The sequence below is a fragment of the Pelomonas sp. KK5 genome (assembly GCF_001984095.1).
Lineage (GTDB): Bacteria > Pseudomonadota > Gammaproteobacteria > Burkholderiales > Burkholderiaceae_C > KK5.
In genome coordinates this window covers 26,322-44,288 of record NZ_LYVQ01000023.1, presented here as the reverse complement: position 1 = coordinate 44,288, position 17,967 = coordinate 26,322, and the positions used below count along the sequence as shown (strand labels likewise).

The 17,967-nt window shown below is 69.8% G+C and carries 17 protein-coding genes; 16 read left to right on the top strand and 1 reads right to left on the bottom strand.

Annotation, left to right across the window (positions count from 1 at the left end; genetic code table 11):
- From B0W88_RS05430 to B0W88_RS05360, 15 genes are all read left to right on the top strand, one after another.
- The coding region (locus tag B0W88_RS05430) for a sugar phosphate isomerase/epimerase (protein ID WP_144006621.1) at positions 1–505 on the top strand (505 nt) is incomplete at its 5' end.
- Positions 506–531: 26 nt separating this feature from the next.
- Entirely contained in the window at positions 532–1,704 is a 1,173-nt protein-coding gene (locus B0W88_RS05425) for a dihydrodipicolinate synthase family protein (RefSeq protein WP_077033635.1), read from the top strand.
- 5 nt (positions 1,705–1,709) lie between these two features.
- Entirely contained in the window at positions 1,710–2,462 is a 753-nt protein-coding gene (locus B0W88_RS05420) for an enoyl-CoA hydratase/isomerase family protein (RefSeq protein WP_077033634.1), read from the top strand.
- A 28-nt stretch (positions 2,463–2,490) separates the two neighbouring features.
- The gene (locus B0W88_RS05415; RefSeq protein ID WP_077033633.1) at positions 2,491–3,975 is read left to right on the top strand and encodes an aldehyde dehydrogenase family protein; all 1,485 of its coding nucleotides are present in this window, start codon (positions 2,491–2,493) and stop codon (positions 3,973–3,975) included.
- Between the two features lie 23 nt (positions 3,976–3,998).
- Complete coding sequence (locus tag B0W88_RS05410) at positions 3,999–5,645, top strand: GMC family oxidoreductase (protein WP_233151629.1); 1,647 nt, start codon at positions 3,999–4,001, stop codon at positions 5,643–5,645.
- Positions 5,642–6,682: a zinc-binding dehydrogenase gene (locus tag B0W88_RS05405; RefSeq protein ID WP_077033632.1), complete on the top strand. Its 1,041-nt coding sequence runs from the start codon at positions 5,642–5,644 to the stop codon at positions 6,680–6,682. The genes B0W88_RS05410 and B0W88_RS05405 overlap by 4 nt, the downstream gene beginning before the upstream one ends.
- Positions 6,679–7,497: an aldo/keto reductase gene (locus tag B0W88_RS05400; RefSeq protein ID WP_077033631.1), complete on the top strand. Its 819-nt coding sequence runs from the start codon at positions 6,679–6,681 to the stop codon at positions 7,495–7,497. Before B0W88_RS05405 ends, B0W88_RS05400 begins: the two co-directional genes overlap by 4 nt.
- Positions 7,498–7,510: 13 nt before the next feature.
- Positions 7,511–8,527, top strand: a complete 1,017-nt coding sequence (locus B0W88_RS05395) for an aldo/keto reductase (protein ID WP_077033630.1) — start codon at positions 7,511–7,513, stop codon at positions 8,525–8,527.
- 159 nt (positions 8,528–8,686) lie between these two features.
- On the top strand, positions 8,687–9,793 hold the full coding sequence (locus B0W88_RS05390) for a sugar ABC transporter substrate-binding protein (protein ID WP_077033629.1): 1,107 nt from the start codon (positions 8,687–8,689) through the stop codon (positions 9,791–9,793).
- 1 nt (position 9,794) lies between these two features.
- The gene (locus B0W88_RS05385; protein ID WP_083748597.1) at positions 9,795–10,811 is read left to right on the top strand and encodes an ABC transporter permease; all 1,017 of its coding nucleotides are present in this window, start codon (positions 9,795–9,797) and stop codon (positions 10,809–10,811) included.
- 12 nt (positions 10,812–10,823) lie between these two features.
- Positions 10,824–12,329, top strand: coding sequence for a sugar ABC transporter ATP-binding protein (locus tag B0W88_RS05380; protein ID WP_077033628.1), 1,506 nt, complete (start codon positions 10,824–10,826; stop codon positions 12,327–12,329).
- A 17-nt stretch (positions 12,330–12,346) separates the two neighbouring features.
- A complete protein-coding gene (locus tag B0W88_RS05375) occupies positions 12,347–13,288 on the top strand; it encodes an ABC transporter permease (RefSeq protein WP_077033627.1) in 942 nt (313 codons plus the stop codon).
- Positions 13,289–13,292: 4 nt separating this feature from the next.
- Positions 13,293–13,730 (top strand): MaoC/PaaZ C-terminal domain-containing protein, encoded by a 438-nt coding sequence (locus tag B0W88_RS05370; protein WP_077033626.1) that lies wholly within the window; start codon positions 13,293–13,295, stop codon positions 13,728–13,730.
- 39 nt (positions 13,731–13,769) lie between these two features.
- Complete coding sequence (locus B0W88_RS05365) at positions 13,770–14,417, top strand: TetR family transcriptional regulator (RefSeq protein ID WP_077033625.1); 648 nt, start codon at positions 13,770–13,772, stop codon at positions 14,415–14,417.
- A gap of 1 nt (position 14,418) precedes the next feature.
- Positions 14,419–15,147 (top strand): CHAD domain-containing protein, encoded by a 729-nt coding sequence (locus B0W88_RS05360; RefSeq protein WP_077033624.1) that lies wholly within the window; start codon positions 14,419–14,421, stop codon positions 15,145–15,147.
- On the opposite strand, the gene B0W88_RS05355 is transcribed toward B0W88_RS05360, so the two are convergent.
- Positions 15,144–16,607: a PLP-dependent aminotransferase family protein gene (locus B0W88_RS05355; RefSeq protein WP_077033623.1), complete on the bottom strand. Its 1,464-nt coding sequence runs from the start codon at positions 16,605–16,607 to the stop codon at positions 15,144–15,146. The two genes, B0W88_RS05360 and B0W88_RS05355, sit on opposite strands and share 4 nt — an antisense overlap.
- An 85-nt stretch (positions 16,608–16,692) precedes the next feature.
- Here B0W88_RS05355 and gabT point away from each other — a divergent pair, with 85 nt between their 5' ends.
- On the top strand, positions 16,693–17,967 hold the full coding sequence (gabT, locus tag B0W88_RS05350) for a 4-aminobutyrate--2-oxoglutarate transaminase (RefSeq protein WP_077033622.1): 1,275 nt from the start codon (positions 16,693–16,695) through the stop codon (positions 17,965–17,967).

Genomic DNA, 17,967 nt, shown 5'->3' with positions numbered 1-17,967 from the left:
GTCGCCGGGGTCGAAGGACGTGCAGGCCAGCCGCCGCCAGATCTTCGACGGCCTCGCCGCGCTGGAGCCCACGCTGCGCGCCACCGGCGTGCGCATCGCGCTGGAGCCGCTGCACCCGGTCTACGCCGCCGACCGCAGCCTGCTGAATACGCTGGACCAGGCGCTGGACTGGTGCGAGCACCTGGACCCGCAATGCTTCGGCGTGGCGGTCGATGCGTACCACGTCTGGTGGGACCCGCAGCTGGCCCCGGCCATCGCCCGCGCCGGCCACCGCATCCTCGCCCTGCACGTCTGCGACTGGCTGCGCGAGACCCGCGACCCGCTGCAGGACCGCGGAATGATGGGCGACGGGGTCATCGACCTGCGCGCCCTGCGGGCCACCGTCGAGGCGGCCGGTTATGGCGGCCCGGTCGAGGTGGAGATCTTCTCCAAGCTCGACTGGTGGCAACGCCCGCCCGATGAAGTGCTGGGCGTCTGCCGCGGGCGCCTGCTCGAAGTCTGCTGAAACACGAAACCACGCGAGACAAGACGATGACCAACTCCTCGATCCTTCTCCCCGATGCTGCCGGCAAGCTGACGCCCTACGCGCTGCGCGGCACGCCGTTGCCGGTGCGCGCGCCGACCGCGCCCTTCAACCGCGTGGTCTTCTCCGCCGCCCATGTCGTCGCCGACCCCTTCGCCGAGGGCGACCCCTCGCAGGGCGGCGCCATCGACTGGGACTCGACGCTGGCCTACCGCCGCCACCTGGCCGCCCTGGGCCTGGGCATCGCCGAGGCGATGGACACCGCCCAGCGCGGCATGGGCCTGTCCTGGGCCGACTCGCTGCTGCTGATCCGCCGCACCCGCGAGGAACTCGCCGGCACGCGCGTGCCGATCTTCAACGGCTGCGGCACCGACCACCTGGATCCGGCGAGCGTGCGCACGCTGGACGACGTCGTGCGCGCCTACCTGGAGCAGGTCAACGCGATCCAGTCCGCCGGCGGCCGGCTGATCCTGATGGCCAGCCGCGCGCTGGCCCGCGTGGCCCGCACGCCGGAGGACTACCTGAGCGTCTACCGCCGCGTGCTGGCCGAGGCGCAGGAGCCAGTCGTGCTGCACTGGCTGGGCGAGATGTTCGACCCGGCGCTGGCCGGCTACTGGGGCACCGACGATCTCGACGCCGCCCGCGATATCGCCCTGCAGGTGATCGCCGAGTCGACGCCCAAGGTCGACGGCATCAAGATCTCGCTGCTCGACAAGGCCCGCGAGATCGACATGCGCCGCCGCCTGCCCGCGGCGGTGAGGATGTACACCGGCGACGACTTCAACTACCCGGAGCTGATCGCCGGCGACGAGCAGGACGGCCGCTACTCCCACGCGCTGCTGGGCATCTTCGACGCGATCGCGCCCGCCGCTTCCTTGGCCCTGGGCGAGCTGGCCGCCGGCCGCCGCGAGCGCTTCCTCGAACTGCTCGAGCCGACCGTGCCGCTGTCGCGCCGCATCTTCGGCGCGCCCACCCGCTTCTACAAGACCGGCGTCGTCTTCCTCGCCTACCTGAACGGCCACCAGCCGCACATGGTGATGCTGGCCGGCCACCAGGCGATGCGCTCGCTGCCCTACTTCGTCGACATCTTCAAGCTGGCCGACGCGGCAGGCCTGCTCGCCAAGCCGGATCTCGCGCTGGCGCGCATGCGCGATTTCCTTGCCTTGTACGGCGTGCGTTGAAACACATGGGCACCCTGATTGTTCACCGCGAGGGCCAGGTCTTGCGCCTGCGCCTGCAGAACCCGGCAAAGCGCAACGCGCTGGACCTGGCGATGCTGGCCGCGCTGGACGAGCAACTGGCGCTGGCAGAGCGCGACGGGTCGATCCGCCTCGTGCTGTTGTCCGGCACGCCTGGTGGCGGCTTTTCGTCCGGCGCCGATATCCGCGAGTGGGCCCCGATGGACCCCGACACCTTCGCCGGCGAGTGGATCGCCCACGGCAATGCGATCTTCCGCCGCCTCGAAGCGCTGCGCTGCCCGACCGTCGCCGTGATCGAGGGCGCCTGCTGGGGCGGCGGCCTGGAACTGGCGCTCTGCTGCGACCTGCGCGTGGCAACACCGGCAGCGCGGCTGCGCTTCCCGGAGCTGACGATAGGCGCCATCCCCGGCTGGGAGGGCGGCCCGCGGCTGGCCCGCCTCGCCGGCCGCGGGCGGGTGCTGGAGGCCGTGCTGACGGCCCGCGAGATCGACGCCGGCACGGGGGAGCGCTGGGGCGTGTTGAACGCCGTGTGGCCGGCGGAAGAACTGCCGCAACGCCTCGCCGAGCTGAGCCGGCAGTTGTGCGCCGTGTCCCCGCAGGCGGCCACGCTGGCCAAGGCCCTGATCGTCCAGGACGGCGACGCCGCGGCCCATGCCGCCGCCGCCCGCCGCATCAAGGCCAGCACCGATTCCCGCCTGGGCATCCAGGCCTTCTTCGACAAGAAGACCGCGGTCTTCTGACACGCACCCATTCAAGGAGACGACAGACATGATCCGATCGCTGCCCGCCGAGCCCCGGCGCTTCCAGATGTTCATCAACGGCCGCTTCACCGACGGCGCCGGCACCGAGCTGATGACGCGCCTGAGCCCCGCCCACGGCGTGCCGGTGGCGCAATGGCCGTCCGGCGTGGTGGCCGACAGCGAGGCCGCGATCGCCGCTGCCCGCGCGGCCTTCGACCATGGCCCCTGGCCGCGCATCGGCGCCGCGGGACGCTCGGCGCTGCTGTTCCGCGTCGCCGACCTGATCGAGCAGAAGGCCGAGGAGCTGGGCTATGTGGAGTGCCTCGAAACCGGCAAGCCGCTGGCCCAGGCGATCGGCGAGGTGCGCGGCGCGGTGGATGTGTGGCGCTTCGCCGCCGGCGCCTGCCGCACGATGAGCGGGGAGAGCTTCAACAACCTCGGCGAGCGCGTGCTGGCCCTGGTGCTGCGCCAGCCGCTCGGCGTCATCGGCGTCATCACGCCCTGGAACTTCCCCTTCTTCATCCTGGCCGAGCGCCTGCCCTTCCTGCTCGCGGCGGGCTGCACGGCAGTCATCAAGCCCGCCGAGGCCACCAGCGGCACCACGCTGATGCTGTGCGAGTTGCTGCTGCAGGCGGGCCTGCCGGAGGGCGTGGTCAACGTCGTGAGTGGCCGCGGCGCGGTGGTGGGCCAGGTCCTGCTGGACAGCCCGCAGGTGGACATGGTGTCTTTCACCGGCTCCACCACGATCGGCCGCAAGGCGATCGAGGCTTCGGCGCAGAGCATCAAGAAGCTGGGCCTGGAGCTGGGTGGCAAGAACCCGCACATCGTCTTCGCCGACGCGAAGCTGGACGAGGCGGCCGACGGCGTCGCCTTCGGCATGGCCTTCAATGCCGGACAGTGCTGCGTCGGCGGCAGCCGGCTGCTGGTGCAGCGCTCGGTGGCCGACGCCTTCACCGCGAAGCTGGCCGACAAGATGCGCAGGATCCGCGTCGGCGATCCGCTGGAAGAGGGCACGCAGGTCGGCGCGCTGTTCGACGAGGCCCACATGCGCAAGGTGCTGGGCTATGTGGACGAGAGCCTCGGCGAAGGCGCGCGCCTCGTCTGCGGCGGCAAGCGCACGGCGAGCGAGCAGGGCTTCTTCGTCGCGCCGACGCTGCTGGCCAACGTGCCGGCGGGCTCCCGCCTGCTGCGCGACGAGATCTTCGGCCCGGTGCTGGCGGTGATCCCCTTCGACACCTACGAGGACGCGATCCGCATCGCCAACGACAGCGAGTTCGGCCTCTCCGCCTCCATCTGGACGCAGGACCTCACGCTGGCGCTGCGCGCGGTGCGCGAGGTGCAGGCCGGCCGCGTCTGGGTCAACACCACACTGGACAACGGCCCGGAGACGCCGCTGGGCGGCATGAAGCAATCGGGCCTGGGACGGGATGCAGGATTGACCGGCATCGAGGAATATACGGAACTCAAGACCGCCCACATCAACCTGCAGCCGCGCCAGGCCTGGATCGCATGAACTCCACTGCCACCGCCACTCCCGTGAGTCGACAGCCGGCCGCCGTGCGCAGCGGACCGGCGGCGGACTACGACTACATCGTCATCGGCGCCGGTTCCGCCGGCTGCGCACTGGCCGCGCGGCTGAGCGAGCAGCCCGACGCACGCGTGCTGCTGCTGGAAGCCGGCCCGCCCGACAGCAACCCGTACATCCACATGCCGGTGGGCTTCTACAAGATGACCGCCGGCCCGCTGACCTGGGGCCTCACCACCGCGCCGCAGCAGCACGCGATGGGCCGCGAGATCCCCTACGCCCAGGCGCGCGTGCTGGGCGGTGGCGGCTCCATCAACGCCGAGGTCTACACCCGAGGCGTGCCGCAGGACTACGACGCCTGGGCGGAAGAGTTCGGCTGCGAGGGCTGGCGCTTCAAGGACCTGCTGCCGCTGTTCGTACGCAGCGAGGACAACGACACGCTGGCCGGCGAGTGGCACGGCACCGGCGGCCCGCTGGGCGTGTCGAATCTCGCTCCGCCGCATCCGCTGACCAAGGCCTTCGTCCAGTCCTGCCAGCAGATGGGCATGCCCTACAACCCGGACTTCAACGGCCCCAGCCAGGCGGGCGCCGGCGCCTACCAGACGACCACCCGCGGGGCGAAGCGCTGCTCGGCGGCCGTGGGCTATCTGCGGCCGGCGCTGCAGCGGCCCAACCTCACGCTGCGCACTAACGCGCAGATTCAGCGCATCGTGATCGAGCGCGGCCGCGCCATCGGCGTGGAGCTGGTCGAAAAGGACGGCCAGCCGGTGCTGATCCGCGCGGCCCGCGAAGTGCTGCTCAGCGCCGGCGCCATCGGTTCGCCCAAGCTGATGCTGCTGTCGGGCCTGGGCCCGGCGGATGAGCTGCGCGCGCTGGGCCTGCCGGTCCATGCCGACCTGCCCGGCGTTGGTCGCAACCTGCACGACCACTACGGCGTGGACATCGTCTACGAGCTGAACGGCCCGCACAGCTTCGACAAGTACGCCAAGCCGCACTGGATGGCCTGGGCCGGGCTCGAGTACGCGCTGTTCAAGAAGGGGCCGGTGGCTTCCAACATCGTCGAGGGCGGCGCCTTCTGGTACGCGGACCGGGACGCCGTGACGCCGGACCTGCAGTTCCACTTCCTCGTCGGCGCCGGCGTGGAGGCGGGCGTGCCCAAGATCGGCTCGGGCTCCGGCGTGACGCTGAACTCCTACACGCTGCGCCCGCGCGCCCGCGGCTCGGTGAAGCTGCGCAGTGCCGATGCCGCCGACAAGCCCATCGTCGACCCGAACTTCCTCGGCGACGAGTACGACCTGAAGACCTCGATCGAAGGCCTGCGCCTGAGCCGCGAGATCTTCCGCCAGTCGGCGCTGGGCAGGTACATCCGCAAGGAGCACTTCCCGGGCGAGGCCGTGAAGACCGATGCCGAGCTGGAGCAGTACACCCGCCGCTACGGCCGCACCTCCTACCACCCGGTGGGCACCTGCCGCATGGGCGTGGACGCCGAGGCGGTGGTGGACCCGAGCCTGCGCGTGCGCGGCATCGAGGGCCTGCGCATCTGCGACAGCTCGGTGATGCCGCGGCTGGTCAGCTCCAACACCAATGCGGCCTCGATCATGATCGGCGAGAAGGCCTCGGAGCTGGTGCGGGCCGCGGCGCGGGTGTCCTCAACATGAGCGGGCTGCCGTCGACGATGCGCGCCGCCGTGCTGGTGGCGCCCGGGCGCTTCGAGCTGCGCAGCGTGCCGGTGCCCCGGCCCGGGCCGGACGAGGTGCTGATCCGCGTGCGGCGCTGCGGCCTCTGCGGCACCGACATCCACATCTTCAAGGGCCACTATTCGGCCGACCGCCTGCCGCTAATCCCCGGCCACGAGTTCGCCGGCGAGGTGGCGGCGCTGGGCGAGGGCGTGCGCTCGCTGAAGCTGGGGCAGACGGTCACGGCCGACATCAATATCGGCTGCGGCGCCTGCTTCTACTGCCGCAAGAACGAGGTGCTGAACTGCCCGGACATGGCGCAGGTGGGCATCCATGTGGACGGCGGCCTGGCCGAGTACGTGCGCGTCCCGGCCAGCCATGTGGTGCCGGTGCCGGCGAACACGCCGGTCGAGCTGGCGGCGCTGGCGGAGCCGGTGTCCTGCATCGTCCGTGCGGTGAAGAAGAGCGGCCTGCGGCTCGGCGAATCGGTGCTGATCCTGGGCAGCGGGCCGATCGGCAACCTGCACCTGCAACTGGCCCGCCGTGCCGGCGCAGCGCCGATCATCGTCTCCGAGCCGAACCCGGGCCGCGCGGCCTGGGCGCGCGAGAGCGGGGCCGACATCGTCGTGACTGATCCGGCGCTGCTGCGCCAGGCCGTGCTCGATGCCACCGGCGGCCGCGGCGCCGACCTGGTGATCGAGTCGGTCGGCCTGACGGCGCTGTACGAGCAGGCCTTCGAGCTGGTGCGGCCCGGCGGCCGCGTGCTGGCCTTCGGCCTGGCCGAGCCCTCGGCGCGCGCGCACTACCTGCCCTTCCAGGTCGTGCTGAAGGAGCTGGGCCTGATCGGCAGCGTGGCCGGCATGGGCGACGACATGCACGAGGCGATGACGCTGATCGCGCATGATCGTGTTCGGCTCGGCAACTTCATCGAGACCGTCTACCCGCTGGCACGCATCGCCGAGGCGATGGAGGCCTTCATCAACGACCGCAGCATCAACAAGGTGCAGATCGCCCTATGAACATCCTGTTCCAGAAGACCCACCAGCGTGGCTTCGGCACCTGGCCGCTCAGTGGCGAGGTGCTGACGAAGGCGATAGCCGACGCGCTGGCCGCCGGCTATCGCGCCTTCGACACCGCGCAGATGTACGGCAACGAGGCCGAGGTCGGTGCCGCGCTGGCGGGTGCCGGCGTGCCGCGCGGCGAGCTGTGCATCACCACCAAGATCCACCCGGACAACTTCGCCGAGGAGCGCTTCCTGCCCTCGCTGCGCGAGAGCCTGGACAAGCTGCAGATCGCGCAGGTGGATGTGCTGCTGCTGCACTGGCCACCGGTCGGCGGCGACGTCGCCCCCCCGTTGAAGCTGCTGGAGGAGGCGCACCGGCTGGGCCTGGCGGCGAACATCGGCGTCAGCAATTTCAACGCCGCGATGATGCGCACCGCGCATGCCGCCGTCGCCGTGCCGCTGGTGACGAACCAGGTCGAATTCCATCCGCTGCTGGACCAGCGCAAGCTGCTGGCGGCGGCCGAGGAGACCGGCATCCCGCTGTCCTCCTACTGCTCGGTGGCGCGCGGCGAGATCTTCAAGTACCCGCGGTTCGACGAGATCGGCCAGGGCTACGGCAAGAGCGCCGCGCAGGTGGCCCTGCGCTGGATCCTGCAGACCGGCGTGACGATCAACACCATGTCCACCAAGCCCGACAACATCCGCGCCAACTTCGAGCTGATGGACTTCACGCTGTCCAGCGTGGACATGGCGCGCATCGACGCGCTGCGCAGCGTCGGCTACCGGCTGACGGACACGTGGAACTCGCCCTGGGCACCGTCATTCGATTGAGGAGACAAGCATCGTGAACCCTTCGCAGAAGAACAAGTTCGGCCGCGTGGACCTCGAGGTCAGCGCCTTCTCCTTCGGCACCGCGCCGATCGGCAACATCTTCAGCCCGATCTCCGAGGCCGAATCGGCCGCGATGATCGACACCGCCTGGGACGCCGGCGTGCGCTTCTTCGACACCGCGCCGATGTACGGCCATGGCCTGGCCGAGCTGCGCACCGGCCAGGGCCTGCGCTGGAAGCACCGAGACGACTTCGTGCTCGCCTCCAAGGTCGGCCGCGTGCTGAAGCCCGCCCGCCGGCAGGACATCGACTTCACGCCCTGGGTCGACGCCGCGCCGTTCACGATGCACTTCGACTACAGCTACGACGGCACGATGCGCGCCTTCGAGGACTCGCTGCAGCGCCTGGCGCTGGAGCGCATGGACATCTGCTTCATCCACGACATCGACGTCTTCACCCGCGGCGCCGAGCAGCCCGAGGTGTTCCGCCAGGCGATGGACGGCTGCTGGCGCGCGCTGGAGTCGCTGCGTTCGCAAGGGCTGGTGAAGGCCATCGGCGTCGGCGTCAACGAGTGGCAGGTCTGCCACGAGGCGCTGAAGCAGCGCGACTTCGACTGCTTCCTGCTGGCCGGGCGCTACACGCTGCTGGAGCAGGAGGCGCTGGACGAGTTCCTGCCCCTGTGCGAGCAGCGCGGCGCGGCGGTGGTGGTGGGCGGCGGCTTCAACTCCGGCATCCTCGCCACCGGCGCGAAGCCGGGCGCCAAGTACAACTACGCGCCGGCCCCGGCCGACGTGATGGACAAGGTGGCCCGCATCGAGCGGGTCTGCGCCGAGTACGGCGTGCCCCTGCCGGCGGCGGCGCTGCAGTTCGTGGTGGCGCATCCGGCCGTGCCGTCCTTCATCGCCGGCACCCGCACGGTGGCGCAACTGCAGCAGAACCTCGCCTGGTTCGCTCACCCGATCCCGGCCGAGTTCTGGGCCGCGCTGAAGCACCAGGGCCTGCTCCGCGAGGACGCGCCCGTTCCCATCTGACCCCTAATCCCTCGGGCTCCTAGGGCATTCCCTGAATGCACAGCCCGATCTGCGATCTAATATTAACCATCTAGTGAGTTAACAGAAAACCAGACGGCATCCAGCCGACGCCCGCCCCACGCGCAGTCGGGGAGAAGACGACCCACGGAGACGAAAGCCATGTCCTTCATCAAGACCTTCATCGAACAGGAAACCACCCGTCGCCGCGACTTCCTGCTGGCCAGCGCCTACGGCCTGGTCGGCGCGGCCGCCGCCACCTCGGGCCTGCCCGCGCTGGCGCAGGGGCCGAAGCCGCCCGTCGCCTGGAGCTACCGCGACCGCAACAACCCCTACTGGCACGCCATCGTGTCGGGCGGCGAGTCCTTCATCGAGAGCGTCGGCATGAAGAAGTCGGAGCTGGTGCACCTGCTGAACAACGGCAGCTCCGAGAAGTCGCTCTCGGACATCAAGGCCTTCCTCTCCAAGACCGGCGGCAAGTGCGCCATCGCCTGCGATGCCAACGACGCACCGAACTGCCGCCCGGTGGTCGAGTCCTGCGCCAAGGCCGGCGCCTTCGTCTCGACGATCTGGAACAAGCCGGACGATCTCCATCCCTGGGACTTCGGCGACAACTGGGTCTCGCACATGAGCTGGTCCGACGAAGGCCCGGCCGAGCAGACGGCCCGCACGCTGTTCGCCGCGATGGGCGGCAAGGGCGCGATCGTCGGCGTCGGCGGCATCGCCTCGAACAACCCGGCGATCGAGCGCAAGGCCGGCCTGATGAAGGCGCTGAAGGACTTTCCCGGCATCGAGCTGCTCGACTACCAGCCCGCCGACTGGGCCACCCAGAAGGCCAACGAGGTGATGCAGGGCTTCCTGACCCGCTACGGCAAGAAGATCACCGGCGTGTTCTGCGCCAACGACTCGATGGCCTACGGCGTGCTGGAAGCGCTGCGCGCCGAAGGCCGCAAGCTGCCGGTCGTCGGCTACGACGGCAACCCCGAGGCGACCGACCTCGTCATCAAGGGCGAGATGCTGGCAACGGTCTTCACCAACCCGCACTGGGGCGGCGGCATCAGCGCGGCGCTGGCCTATCACGCAGCCATCGGCACCTTCAAGCCCAGCAAGGAGCCGAAGGCGCATCGCGAGTTCTACGGGCCCTCGATCATCGTGACGCAGAAGGAGGCCGCCGCCTTCAAGGCCAAGTACATCCAGTCCACGCCCAAGTACAACTGGAACGACTTCTGGGGCCCGACCACCGGCCAGATCAAGTACAAGGCGGCTTGAGATGAAGGCCGGCACGCTCGCGGCGCAAGGCGCCATCGCAGGCCGGTCGGCGCCGGTCACCTTCGACCGCGCCGGCTTCCTCGCCCGCTGGGCGCCCACGCTGGTGCTCGCCGCGCTGCTGCTGGGCTTCGGCGCCGCCAACCCGGATTTCCTCAGCCTCGCCAACCTCGCCCGCATCACGATCGCCGCCACGCCGGCGCTGATCGTCGCTTTGGGCGTGACCTTCATCATCATCATGGGCTCCATCGACCTGTCGATGGAAGGCACGGTGGCCAGCACCGCGGTGATCTTCGCGATCGTCTTCAACAAGCTGGGCGGCGAGCTGCTCGGCTGGGGCTGGCTGGCCGTGCCGATCGCGCTGACCGCCGGCGCGGTGATCGGCCTGGTCAACGGCCTCGTGCACGTGAAGCTGAAGATCCCGTCCTTCATGGCCAGCCTGGCGGTGGGCTTCGTCGGTGTCGGCGTGTCGGTGCTGCTGACCGGCGGCGACATCGTCCGCGTCAACGACGAGGTGTTCCGCGCGCTACTGCTGGAGCGGGTGTTCGACTTCCCGCTGATGGTCTACGCGGCGGTGCTCGTCGTGCTGATGGCCTGGTTCATCCAGGAGAAGACGACGCTGGGCCGCAACTTCTATGCGGTCGGCGGCGGCGAGGACCTGGCGCATGCCTCCGGCCTGAACGTGCAGAAGGTGAGGGTGCTCGGCTTCATGCTGGCCGGCGTGTTCTTCGCCATCGGCGCGATCCTGGCCGTGGCGCGCGCGGGCATGGCGGAGGCGCTGACCGGCTCCAACTACATGTTCGTCTCCATCACCTCGGTGGTCGTCGGCGGCACCTCGCTGATGGGCGGGAACGGCGGCGTGTGGAAGACGGTGGTCGGCGTGCTGATCGTCAACGTGATCAACAACGGCATGGTGGTGATCGGCCTGCCGCGCTACCTGCAGGACGGTGTGCTGGGTGTGCTGGTGATCGTGGCGGTGGTGCTGTCCACCAACCGCCGCGGCTTGACTCTCGTGAAGTAACGGAGTGGTGACATGCTTGAATTCCGCAAGGTGGAGAAGACCTTCCCAGGCGTGCGCGCGCTGAAGGGCATCGATTTCAAGATCGAACGCGGGGAGATCGTCGGCCTGGTCGGCGAGAACGGCGCGGGCAAGTCCACGCTGATGAAGGTCATCTACGGCGCCTACCGGCACGACGGCGGCGAGGTGCTGATCGACGGCAAGCCCACCCGCTTCGACAGCCCGCGCGAGGCCATGCAGGCCGGCATCGGCATGGTGTTCCAGGAGCAGTCGCTGATCCCCTGCCTGTCGGTGATGGAGAACATCTTCCTGGGCTTCGAGCAGCAGTTCGTGCGCTTCGGCGTGATCAGCTGGAAGCGCATGGCCGCGGCGGCGCGCCAGCAGCTGGCCAAGGTGCACCTGGACATCGACCCGGCCACGCCCACCTCGCAGCTCTCCTTCGCCCAGCGCCAGATGGTGGAGCTGGCCAAGGTGCTGACGCTGGAGGAGCGGGTGGACGGCGACCTCGTGATCCTGCTGGACGAGCCCACCTCGGTGCTCGCCAAGGAAGAAGTGGCGCTGCTGTTCGAGCGGGTGCGCGAACTGCGCTCGCGAGCCGCCTTCATCTTCATCTCGCACCGGCTCGACGAGGTGATCGAGATCTCCGACCGCATCTATGTGCTGAAGGACGGCGAGGTGGTCGACACGGTCAAGCGCGCCGACGCGGTGATCGAGCAGATCCAGCAGAAGATGGTCGGCCGCGAGGTCAGCAAGGCCTACTACCGCGAGGAGAAGCAGCAGGCGGCCTCGGCCACCGAGGTGCTGGTGGAGGCGCGCGGCCTGACCCAGCGCGGCCACTACGAGGACATCTCCTTCAAGCTGCACAGGGGCGAGGTGCTGAGCCTGGTCGGCGTGGAAGGCTCGGGCGGCGAGGCGATCATGCGCAGCGTGTTCGGCCTGGAGGCGCCCGATGCGGGCACGCTGACCGTCAAGGGCGCCGAAGTGAAGCGCCACAGCGCCGAGGCCGGCGTGGCCCGCGGCATCGGCTACATCCCGCGCGAGCGCAAGGTGGAGGGCATCGTCGGCGGCATGTCGGTGGCGGAGAACATCACGCTGCCGCAGATGGGCCGCTTCAGCCGCGCCGGCGTGCTGCGCACCGGGCGCGAGCAGGTGCTGGCCGAGCACTGGATCAAGCGGCTCGAGATCAAGACGCCTTCGGCCGATGCGCCGGCCGGCAAGCTGTCCGGCGGCAACCAGCAGAAGGTCGTGCTCTCCAAATGGCGCAGCAGCGGTGCCGACGTGATCCTGCTGGACCACCCGACCCGCGGCGTCGACATCGGCGCCAAGGAGAACATCTACGAGGTGATCCGCGACATGTGCAGCGACGGCTGCGGCGTGCTGCTGATGGCCGACACGCTGGAGGAGGCGATCGGCCTCTCGCACACGATCGCCGTCGTCAAGGACGGCCGCATCGTGCGCTGGTTCGACTGCAAGCCCGGGGCGAAGCCTTCGCCCTACGACCTTGTCCACCACATGACCTGATGCAAGAAGGAACGGCCATGAACTTCGACCGCCTCCGCCCCCATTTCCCCTGGATCACGCTGGTACTGCTGACCCTCGCCGTCAGCGCCATCAACCCGACCTTCCTCGCGCCGGCCAGCCTGCTGCAGATGGTGGCCGACGTGTCCACCCTGTTCGTGATGGCGCTGGGCATCACGCTGGTGATCTACATCGGCGGCATCGATCTCTCGGTGCAGTCGGTGGCGAACATGACGACGGTGCTGGCAACCCTTGCGCTGCCGGTGCTGGGCGCCTGGTCGCTGCCGGCCGTGCTGCTGGTCGGCGCCGTGATGGGCTTGGCCTCGGGCATCGCGTCCACGCGGCTGAAGGTGCCGTCCTTCATCGCCACGCTGGCGATCGGCGGGGTGGCGCTGTCGGTCGGGCAGTACGCCTCGGGCCAGCGCGCGCTGTTCATGGATGCGGAGATGCGCGACCGCGAGTTCGGCTGGATCATCGGCAGCACGGCCGGCGTGCCCAACGAGATCCTGATCGCCGGCGCGCTGCTGGCAGTGCTGCTGTTCATCGAGCGGCGCACGACACTCGGCCGGGCGCTGAAGGCGATCGGCGCGGGCGAGCCGGCGGCGGCCGCCGCGGGCCTGCCGGTGGGGCGCTACAAGATCGCGGTCTATGCGATCTCCGGGCTCATCGCGGCCTTCGCCGGCCTGCTGTTCTCGGTCAAGCTGGCCGGCGGCGCGCCGAATATCGCCGAAGGCTTCCTGCTGCCCGCCATCGTCGCGGTGCTGATCGGCGGCACACCGCTTACCGGCGGCGTCGGCGGCGTGCTCAACACCTTGATCGGCGCGCTGATCGTGGCGGTGATCCGTACCGGCATGGTCTATCTCGAAGTGCCGCCGCAGGCGCAGCAGATCGTCTTCGGCGGCGTGCTGATCGTGGCGATCGCGCTGACGATCGACCGCAGCAAGCTGGCGATGGTGAAGTAACAAGATGCCCTTGCTCTTCGACGAGATCGAGCCGGGCCTGGCCTTCACCAGCCCCGGCATCGTCGTCACCGAATCGCACATCGTGCAGTTCGCGGGCCTGTCGGGCGATTTCTTCGAGGTCCATATGGACGACCAGTTCGCGCGCAGCGTCGGCTTCCCGCGCCGCGTCGCCCATGGCCTCCTGTGCCTCGCGCTGATCGACGGGCTGAAGAACCGCGCCGCCACGCGGCTCGCGGCCATCGCATCGCTGGAGTGGAACTACGCCTTCCGTGCGCCCGTCTTCATCGGCGACCGGCTGGAGGCCCAGCTGACCGTCATCGACAAGCGGCCCACGCGCCGGCCCGACCGCGGCGTCGTGCGGCTGAAGGTCGAAGCGCGCCAGCAGGACGGCGTGCTGGTGCAGGAGGGCATCAATACGCTGATGGTGCGCAGCGCGGTCTGATAATCTCGAATCACCACGCTGAGCAAGAAGAACGACGACATGGGCGAAAAGACGACCCCCCGCGTACGCGACGCCGAGGCCACCAAGGCCGACATCCTGGCCGCGGCCCGCATCGAGTTCGCCAAGGCGGGCCTCTCCGGCGCGCGAGTGGACAAGATCGCGGAGCAGTCCGGCGCCAACAAGCGGATGATCTACTACTACTTCGAGGGCAAGGAGCAGCTGTTCGCCGCCGTCATCGAAGACGCCTACACCAACATCCGCGGCCGCGAGCAGGCGCTGCATTTCGACGAGCTGGAGCCGATCGAGGCCATCGACCAGCTGGTGCGCTTCACCTGGGAGTACTACCTCGCGGTGCCCGAGTTCATCACGCTGGTGAACAGCGAGAACCTGCACCTGGCCAAGCACGTCAGTGGCAACAAGACGCTGCGCAAGCTGCAGAAGAACTATGTGGACACGGTGGCGGGCATCCTGGAGCGCGGCGTCGCCGCCGGCGTGTTCCGCCCGGGGCTCGACGCGACGCAGCTCTGCATCACCATCGCCGCGATCGGCTTCTACTACCTGAACAACCGCCACACCGGTGCCGCGCTGTTCGGCTTCTCGTTCACGAGCAAGGACGCGTTGGCCAGGCGGCTGGAGTTCAACCTGGACACGATCCGGCGCCTGGTGCTGGTCAAGCCGGGGCCCTGAAGTGGCGACCGAGGTGCTGCGCGAGATGGTCGGGCAGTGCCTGCGGGAGATCCTTGCGCAACTGGACGCGCTGCCCGACGCCGAGGCGGTCCATCGGCTGCGCATCGGCATCCGCCGCTTGCGCAGCGCGCTGAAGCTGTTCGGCGATGGCGGGCCGCAGCTTGCCGGCTGGGACGAGGCGCTGGCTGCGCAGGCGCGCATGCTGGGCCGCGCGCGTGATCGCGACGTGCTGGAACAGGAGCTGCTGCCGCAGCTGAAGGCGCTCGGCTGCCCGCCGCTGGCGCTGCCGCCGCTGCGCGAGGAACCGGGCGCCGGCCTGCGCTCGCGCAAGTTCGCCCGGCTGCTGCGGGACCTGCTCGGCTTTGCCAACACACCATCCATGGAAGCCGGGAGCGAGCTCGTGCGGGCCCGCCTGAAGAAGTTCGAGCGCCGCCTGCGCCGCGAGGCCGCCGGCTTCGCCACCGCCGACGAGCCGGCCCGCCACCGCCTGCGCAAGCGCCTCAAGCGGCTGCGCTACGGCATCGAGCTGGCCGGCGTGCGCAAGCGGCGCCTCGCCGGGATGAAGACGCTGCAGGACGCCCTCGGCCGCTACAACGACATGCACCAGGCCCTGCTGCTGTTCCGCTCGCTGCAACCGCAGCCCGGTGCCTGGTTCGCCACGGGCTGGGCGACGGCGCGCCGCGAGGAACTGCTGCGGGACGCGCTGCGAGCCGTCGAGGATTGGCGTTAGGGCAGGGCCTTGCGGATCACCTTCGCCAGCCGCGCGAAGGCCGGGACGATCTCTTCTTCCGTCACCGCGCCGTAGCCCAGTACCAGGCCCTTGCGCGGCGCCGGCTCCCGGATCGAGTACATCGACAGCGGCCGTGTCGCGATGCCGGCGCGCAGCGCCTCGCGCACGACCGCCGCGTCGTCGACATGCGGCGGCAGGCCCAGCACCAGGTGCAGGCCGGCATCGCCGCCGAGGATGGGCAGCTCCGCCTCGTCGAAGTGCCGGCGTATCGCGCCGATCAGCGCCGCGCGCCGCGCGCTGTAGACGCCGCGCATGCGCCGGATGTGGCTGGCGTAGTGGCCTTCGGCGATGAAGCTGGCCAGCACGCTCTGGGGCAAGGTCTGTCCCTCGCGGAACAGCTCGCTCAGCGCGCGGGCGAAGCCCTCGGCCAGTTCCACCGGCAGCACCAGGTAGGCGATGCGCAGCGAGGGGAACAGCGTCTTTGAAAACGTGCCCAGGTAGATCGTGTGGCCCGCGGCGTCCAGGCCCTGCAGCGCGGGCAGCGGCCGGGCGTCGTAGCGGAACTCGCTGTCGTAGTCGTCCTCGATCATCCAGACGCCCTGCGCCGCCGCGTAGTCCAGCAGCTGCCTGCGTCGGCCGTGGCTCATCAGCGCCCCGACCGGGTACTGGTGCGAGGGCGAGACGAACATCAGCCGTGGCGGCTCGCGCAGCTGCTTCGGCGTGGGCGCCGCGCCCTCCTCGTCCACGTCGATCGGCACCAGCTTCAGCCCGGCGTTGCGGAACACGCTGCGGGCGCCCCAGTAGCCCGGGTCTTCCAGCCACACCGCGTCACCGGGATCGGCGAGCAGCTGCGCGATCAGCTGCAGCGACTGCTGCGTGCCGCTGGTGACGACGACCTGGCCGGGTGCGCAGTCCACGCCGCGCGTGCCCTTCAGGTAGTCGGCGATCGCCTGGCGCAGCGTGGCATCGCCGCCGGCCGTGGCATAGCTCATCTGCTCGGGCGTCGGCCGGCGCCAGGCGCGGGCCTGCAGCCGGTTCCAGACGGCGGTGGGGAACAGCCGCACCTCCGGCACGCCGGGCACGAAGGCGCCCCATTGCTGGGGGCTGGCACTGGCGCCAGCCAGCAGCTGGCGGCCGCGGCCGGACAGCGTGGCCGCGCGCCGCTGCCGCGCGACCGCGGGCGCGAGCCGTGGCGCCTGCGGGGCCACGTAGGTGCCACGCCCGACCCCGGCGCGCACGAAGCCTTCCAGGGCCAGCTGCTCGTAGACGTGGACGATGGTGTTGCGGGCGATGCCCAGCGCCTCCGCCAGCGCACGCGTCGGCGGCAGCCGCGTGCCGGCGGCCAGCGCACCGTCGCGGATGCCCTTCTGGATCACCGCGTAGAGCTGGCGGTGCTGCGCCTGGCCGCTGGCCGGGTCGAAGTGGGCCTGGACATAGTCCGGCAGGGCGATTGGTTCCATGAAATCGTATTAATTGGTTCCAATGATGGAGCCAATTGAACCATAGACTGGATCGCATCGAATGACCGTCCCTGCGAGACCCGCCATGAACACCCCCACCAATGCCTCCCTCGACGCCCGCCGCGTCGCCGCCACGCCGCGCGGCGTCGGCATCGGCTTTCCCGACGTCTATGCCCAGCGCGCGCTGAACTCCGAACTGTGGGATGTGGAGGGCCGCCGCTTCATCGATTTCGGCTCGGGCATCGCCGTGCTGAACACCGGCCACTGCCACCCGCGCATCGTTGCGGCGATCCGCGCCCAGCTCGACTGCTTCACGCACACCGCCTACCAGGTCGTGCCTTATGAGAGCGCCGTCGCGCTCGCCGAGCGGCTCAACCGGCTGACGCCCGGCACCCACGCCAAGAAGACGGCGTTCTTCACCACCGGCGCCGAGGCCGTCGAGAACGCGATCAAGATCGCCCGCAACCACACCAGGCGCTCCGGCGTCATCGCGCTGGGCGGCGGCTTCCACGGCCGCACCTTCATGGGCATGGCGCTGACCGGCAAGGTCGCGCCCTACAAGATCGGCTTCGGCCCCTTCCCGGCCAGCGTCTATCACGTGCCGGCGCCGATCGCGCTGCACGGCGTGTCGGTCGAGGACTCGCTGGCGGCCATCGAGCAGCTGTTCAAGTGCGACATCGAGCCCACGCAGGTGGCGGCCATCATCGTCGAGCCGGTGCAGGGCGAGGGCGGCTTCTACCAGCAGCCGATCGAGTTCATGCGCGCGCTGCGCAGGCTGTGCGACCAGCACGGCATCCTGCTGATCGCCGACGAGATCCAGACCGGCTTCGCCCGCACCGGCAAGTGGTTCGCGATGGACCACTACGACGTCGTGCCCGACCTGATGACGATGGCCAAGAGCCTGGCCGGCGGCACGCCGCTGTCGGCCGTCTGTGGCCGCGCCGAGATCATGGATGCGCCGGCACCCGGCGGCCTGGGCGGCACCTACGCGGCGAACGCGCTGGCCGTGGCCGCCGCCCATGCGGTGCTGGACGTGATCGAAGACGAGAAGCTGAGCGAGCGTGCCGAGCGCCTCGGCTCCACGCTGAAGGCGCATCTCAACGAGCTGCGCGCCAGCGTGCCGCAGATCCGGGATGTGCGCGGCCCCGGTTCGATGGTGGCCGTCGAGTTCGCCAAGGCCGACGGCACGCCGGATGCGGACTTCACCAAGCGTGTCCAGACCCGTGCCAAGGAGATGGGCCTGCTGCTGCTGACCTGCGGCACCTACGGCAACGTCGTGCGCTTCCTGTTCCCGCTGACGATCCAGGACGCCGTGTTCGAGGAAGGCCTGGCCATCCTGGCCAAGGCGATGAAGGAGTGA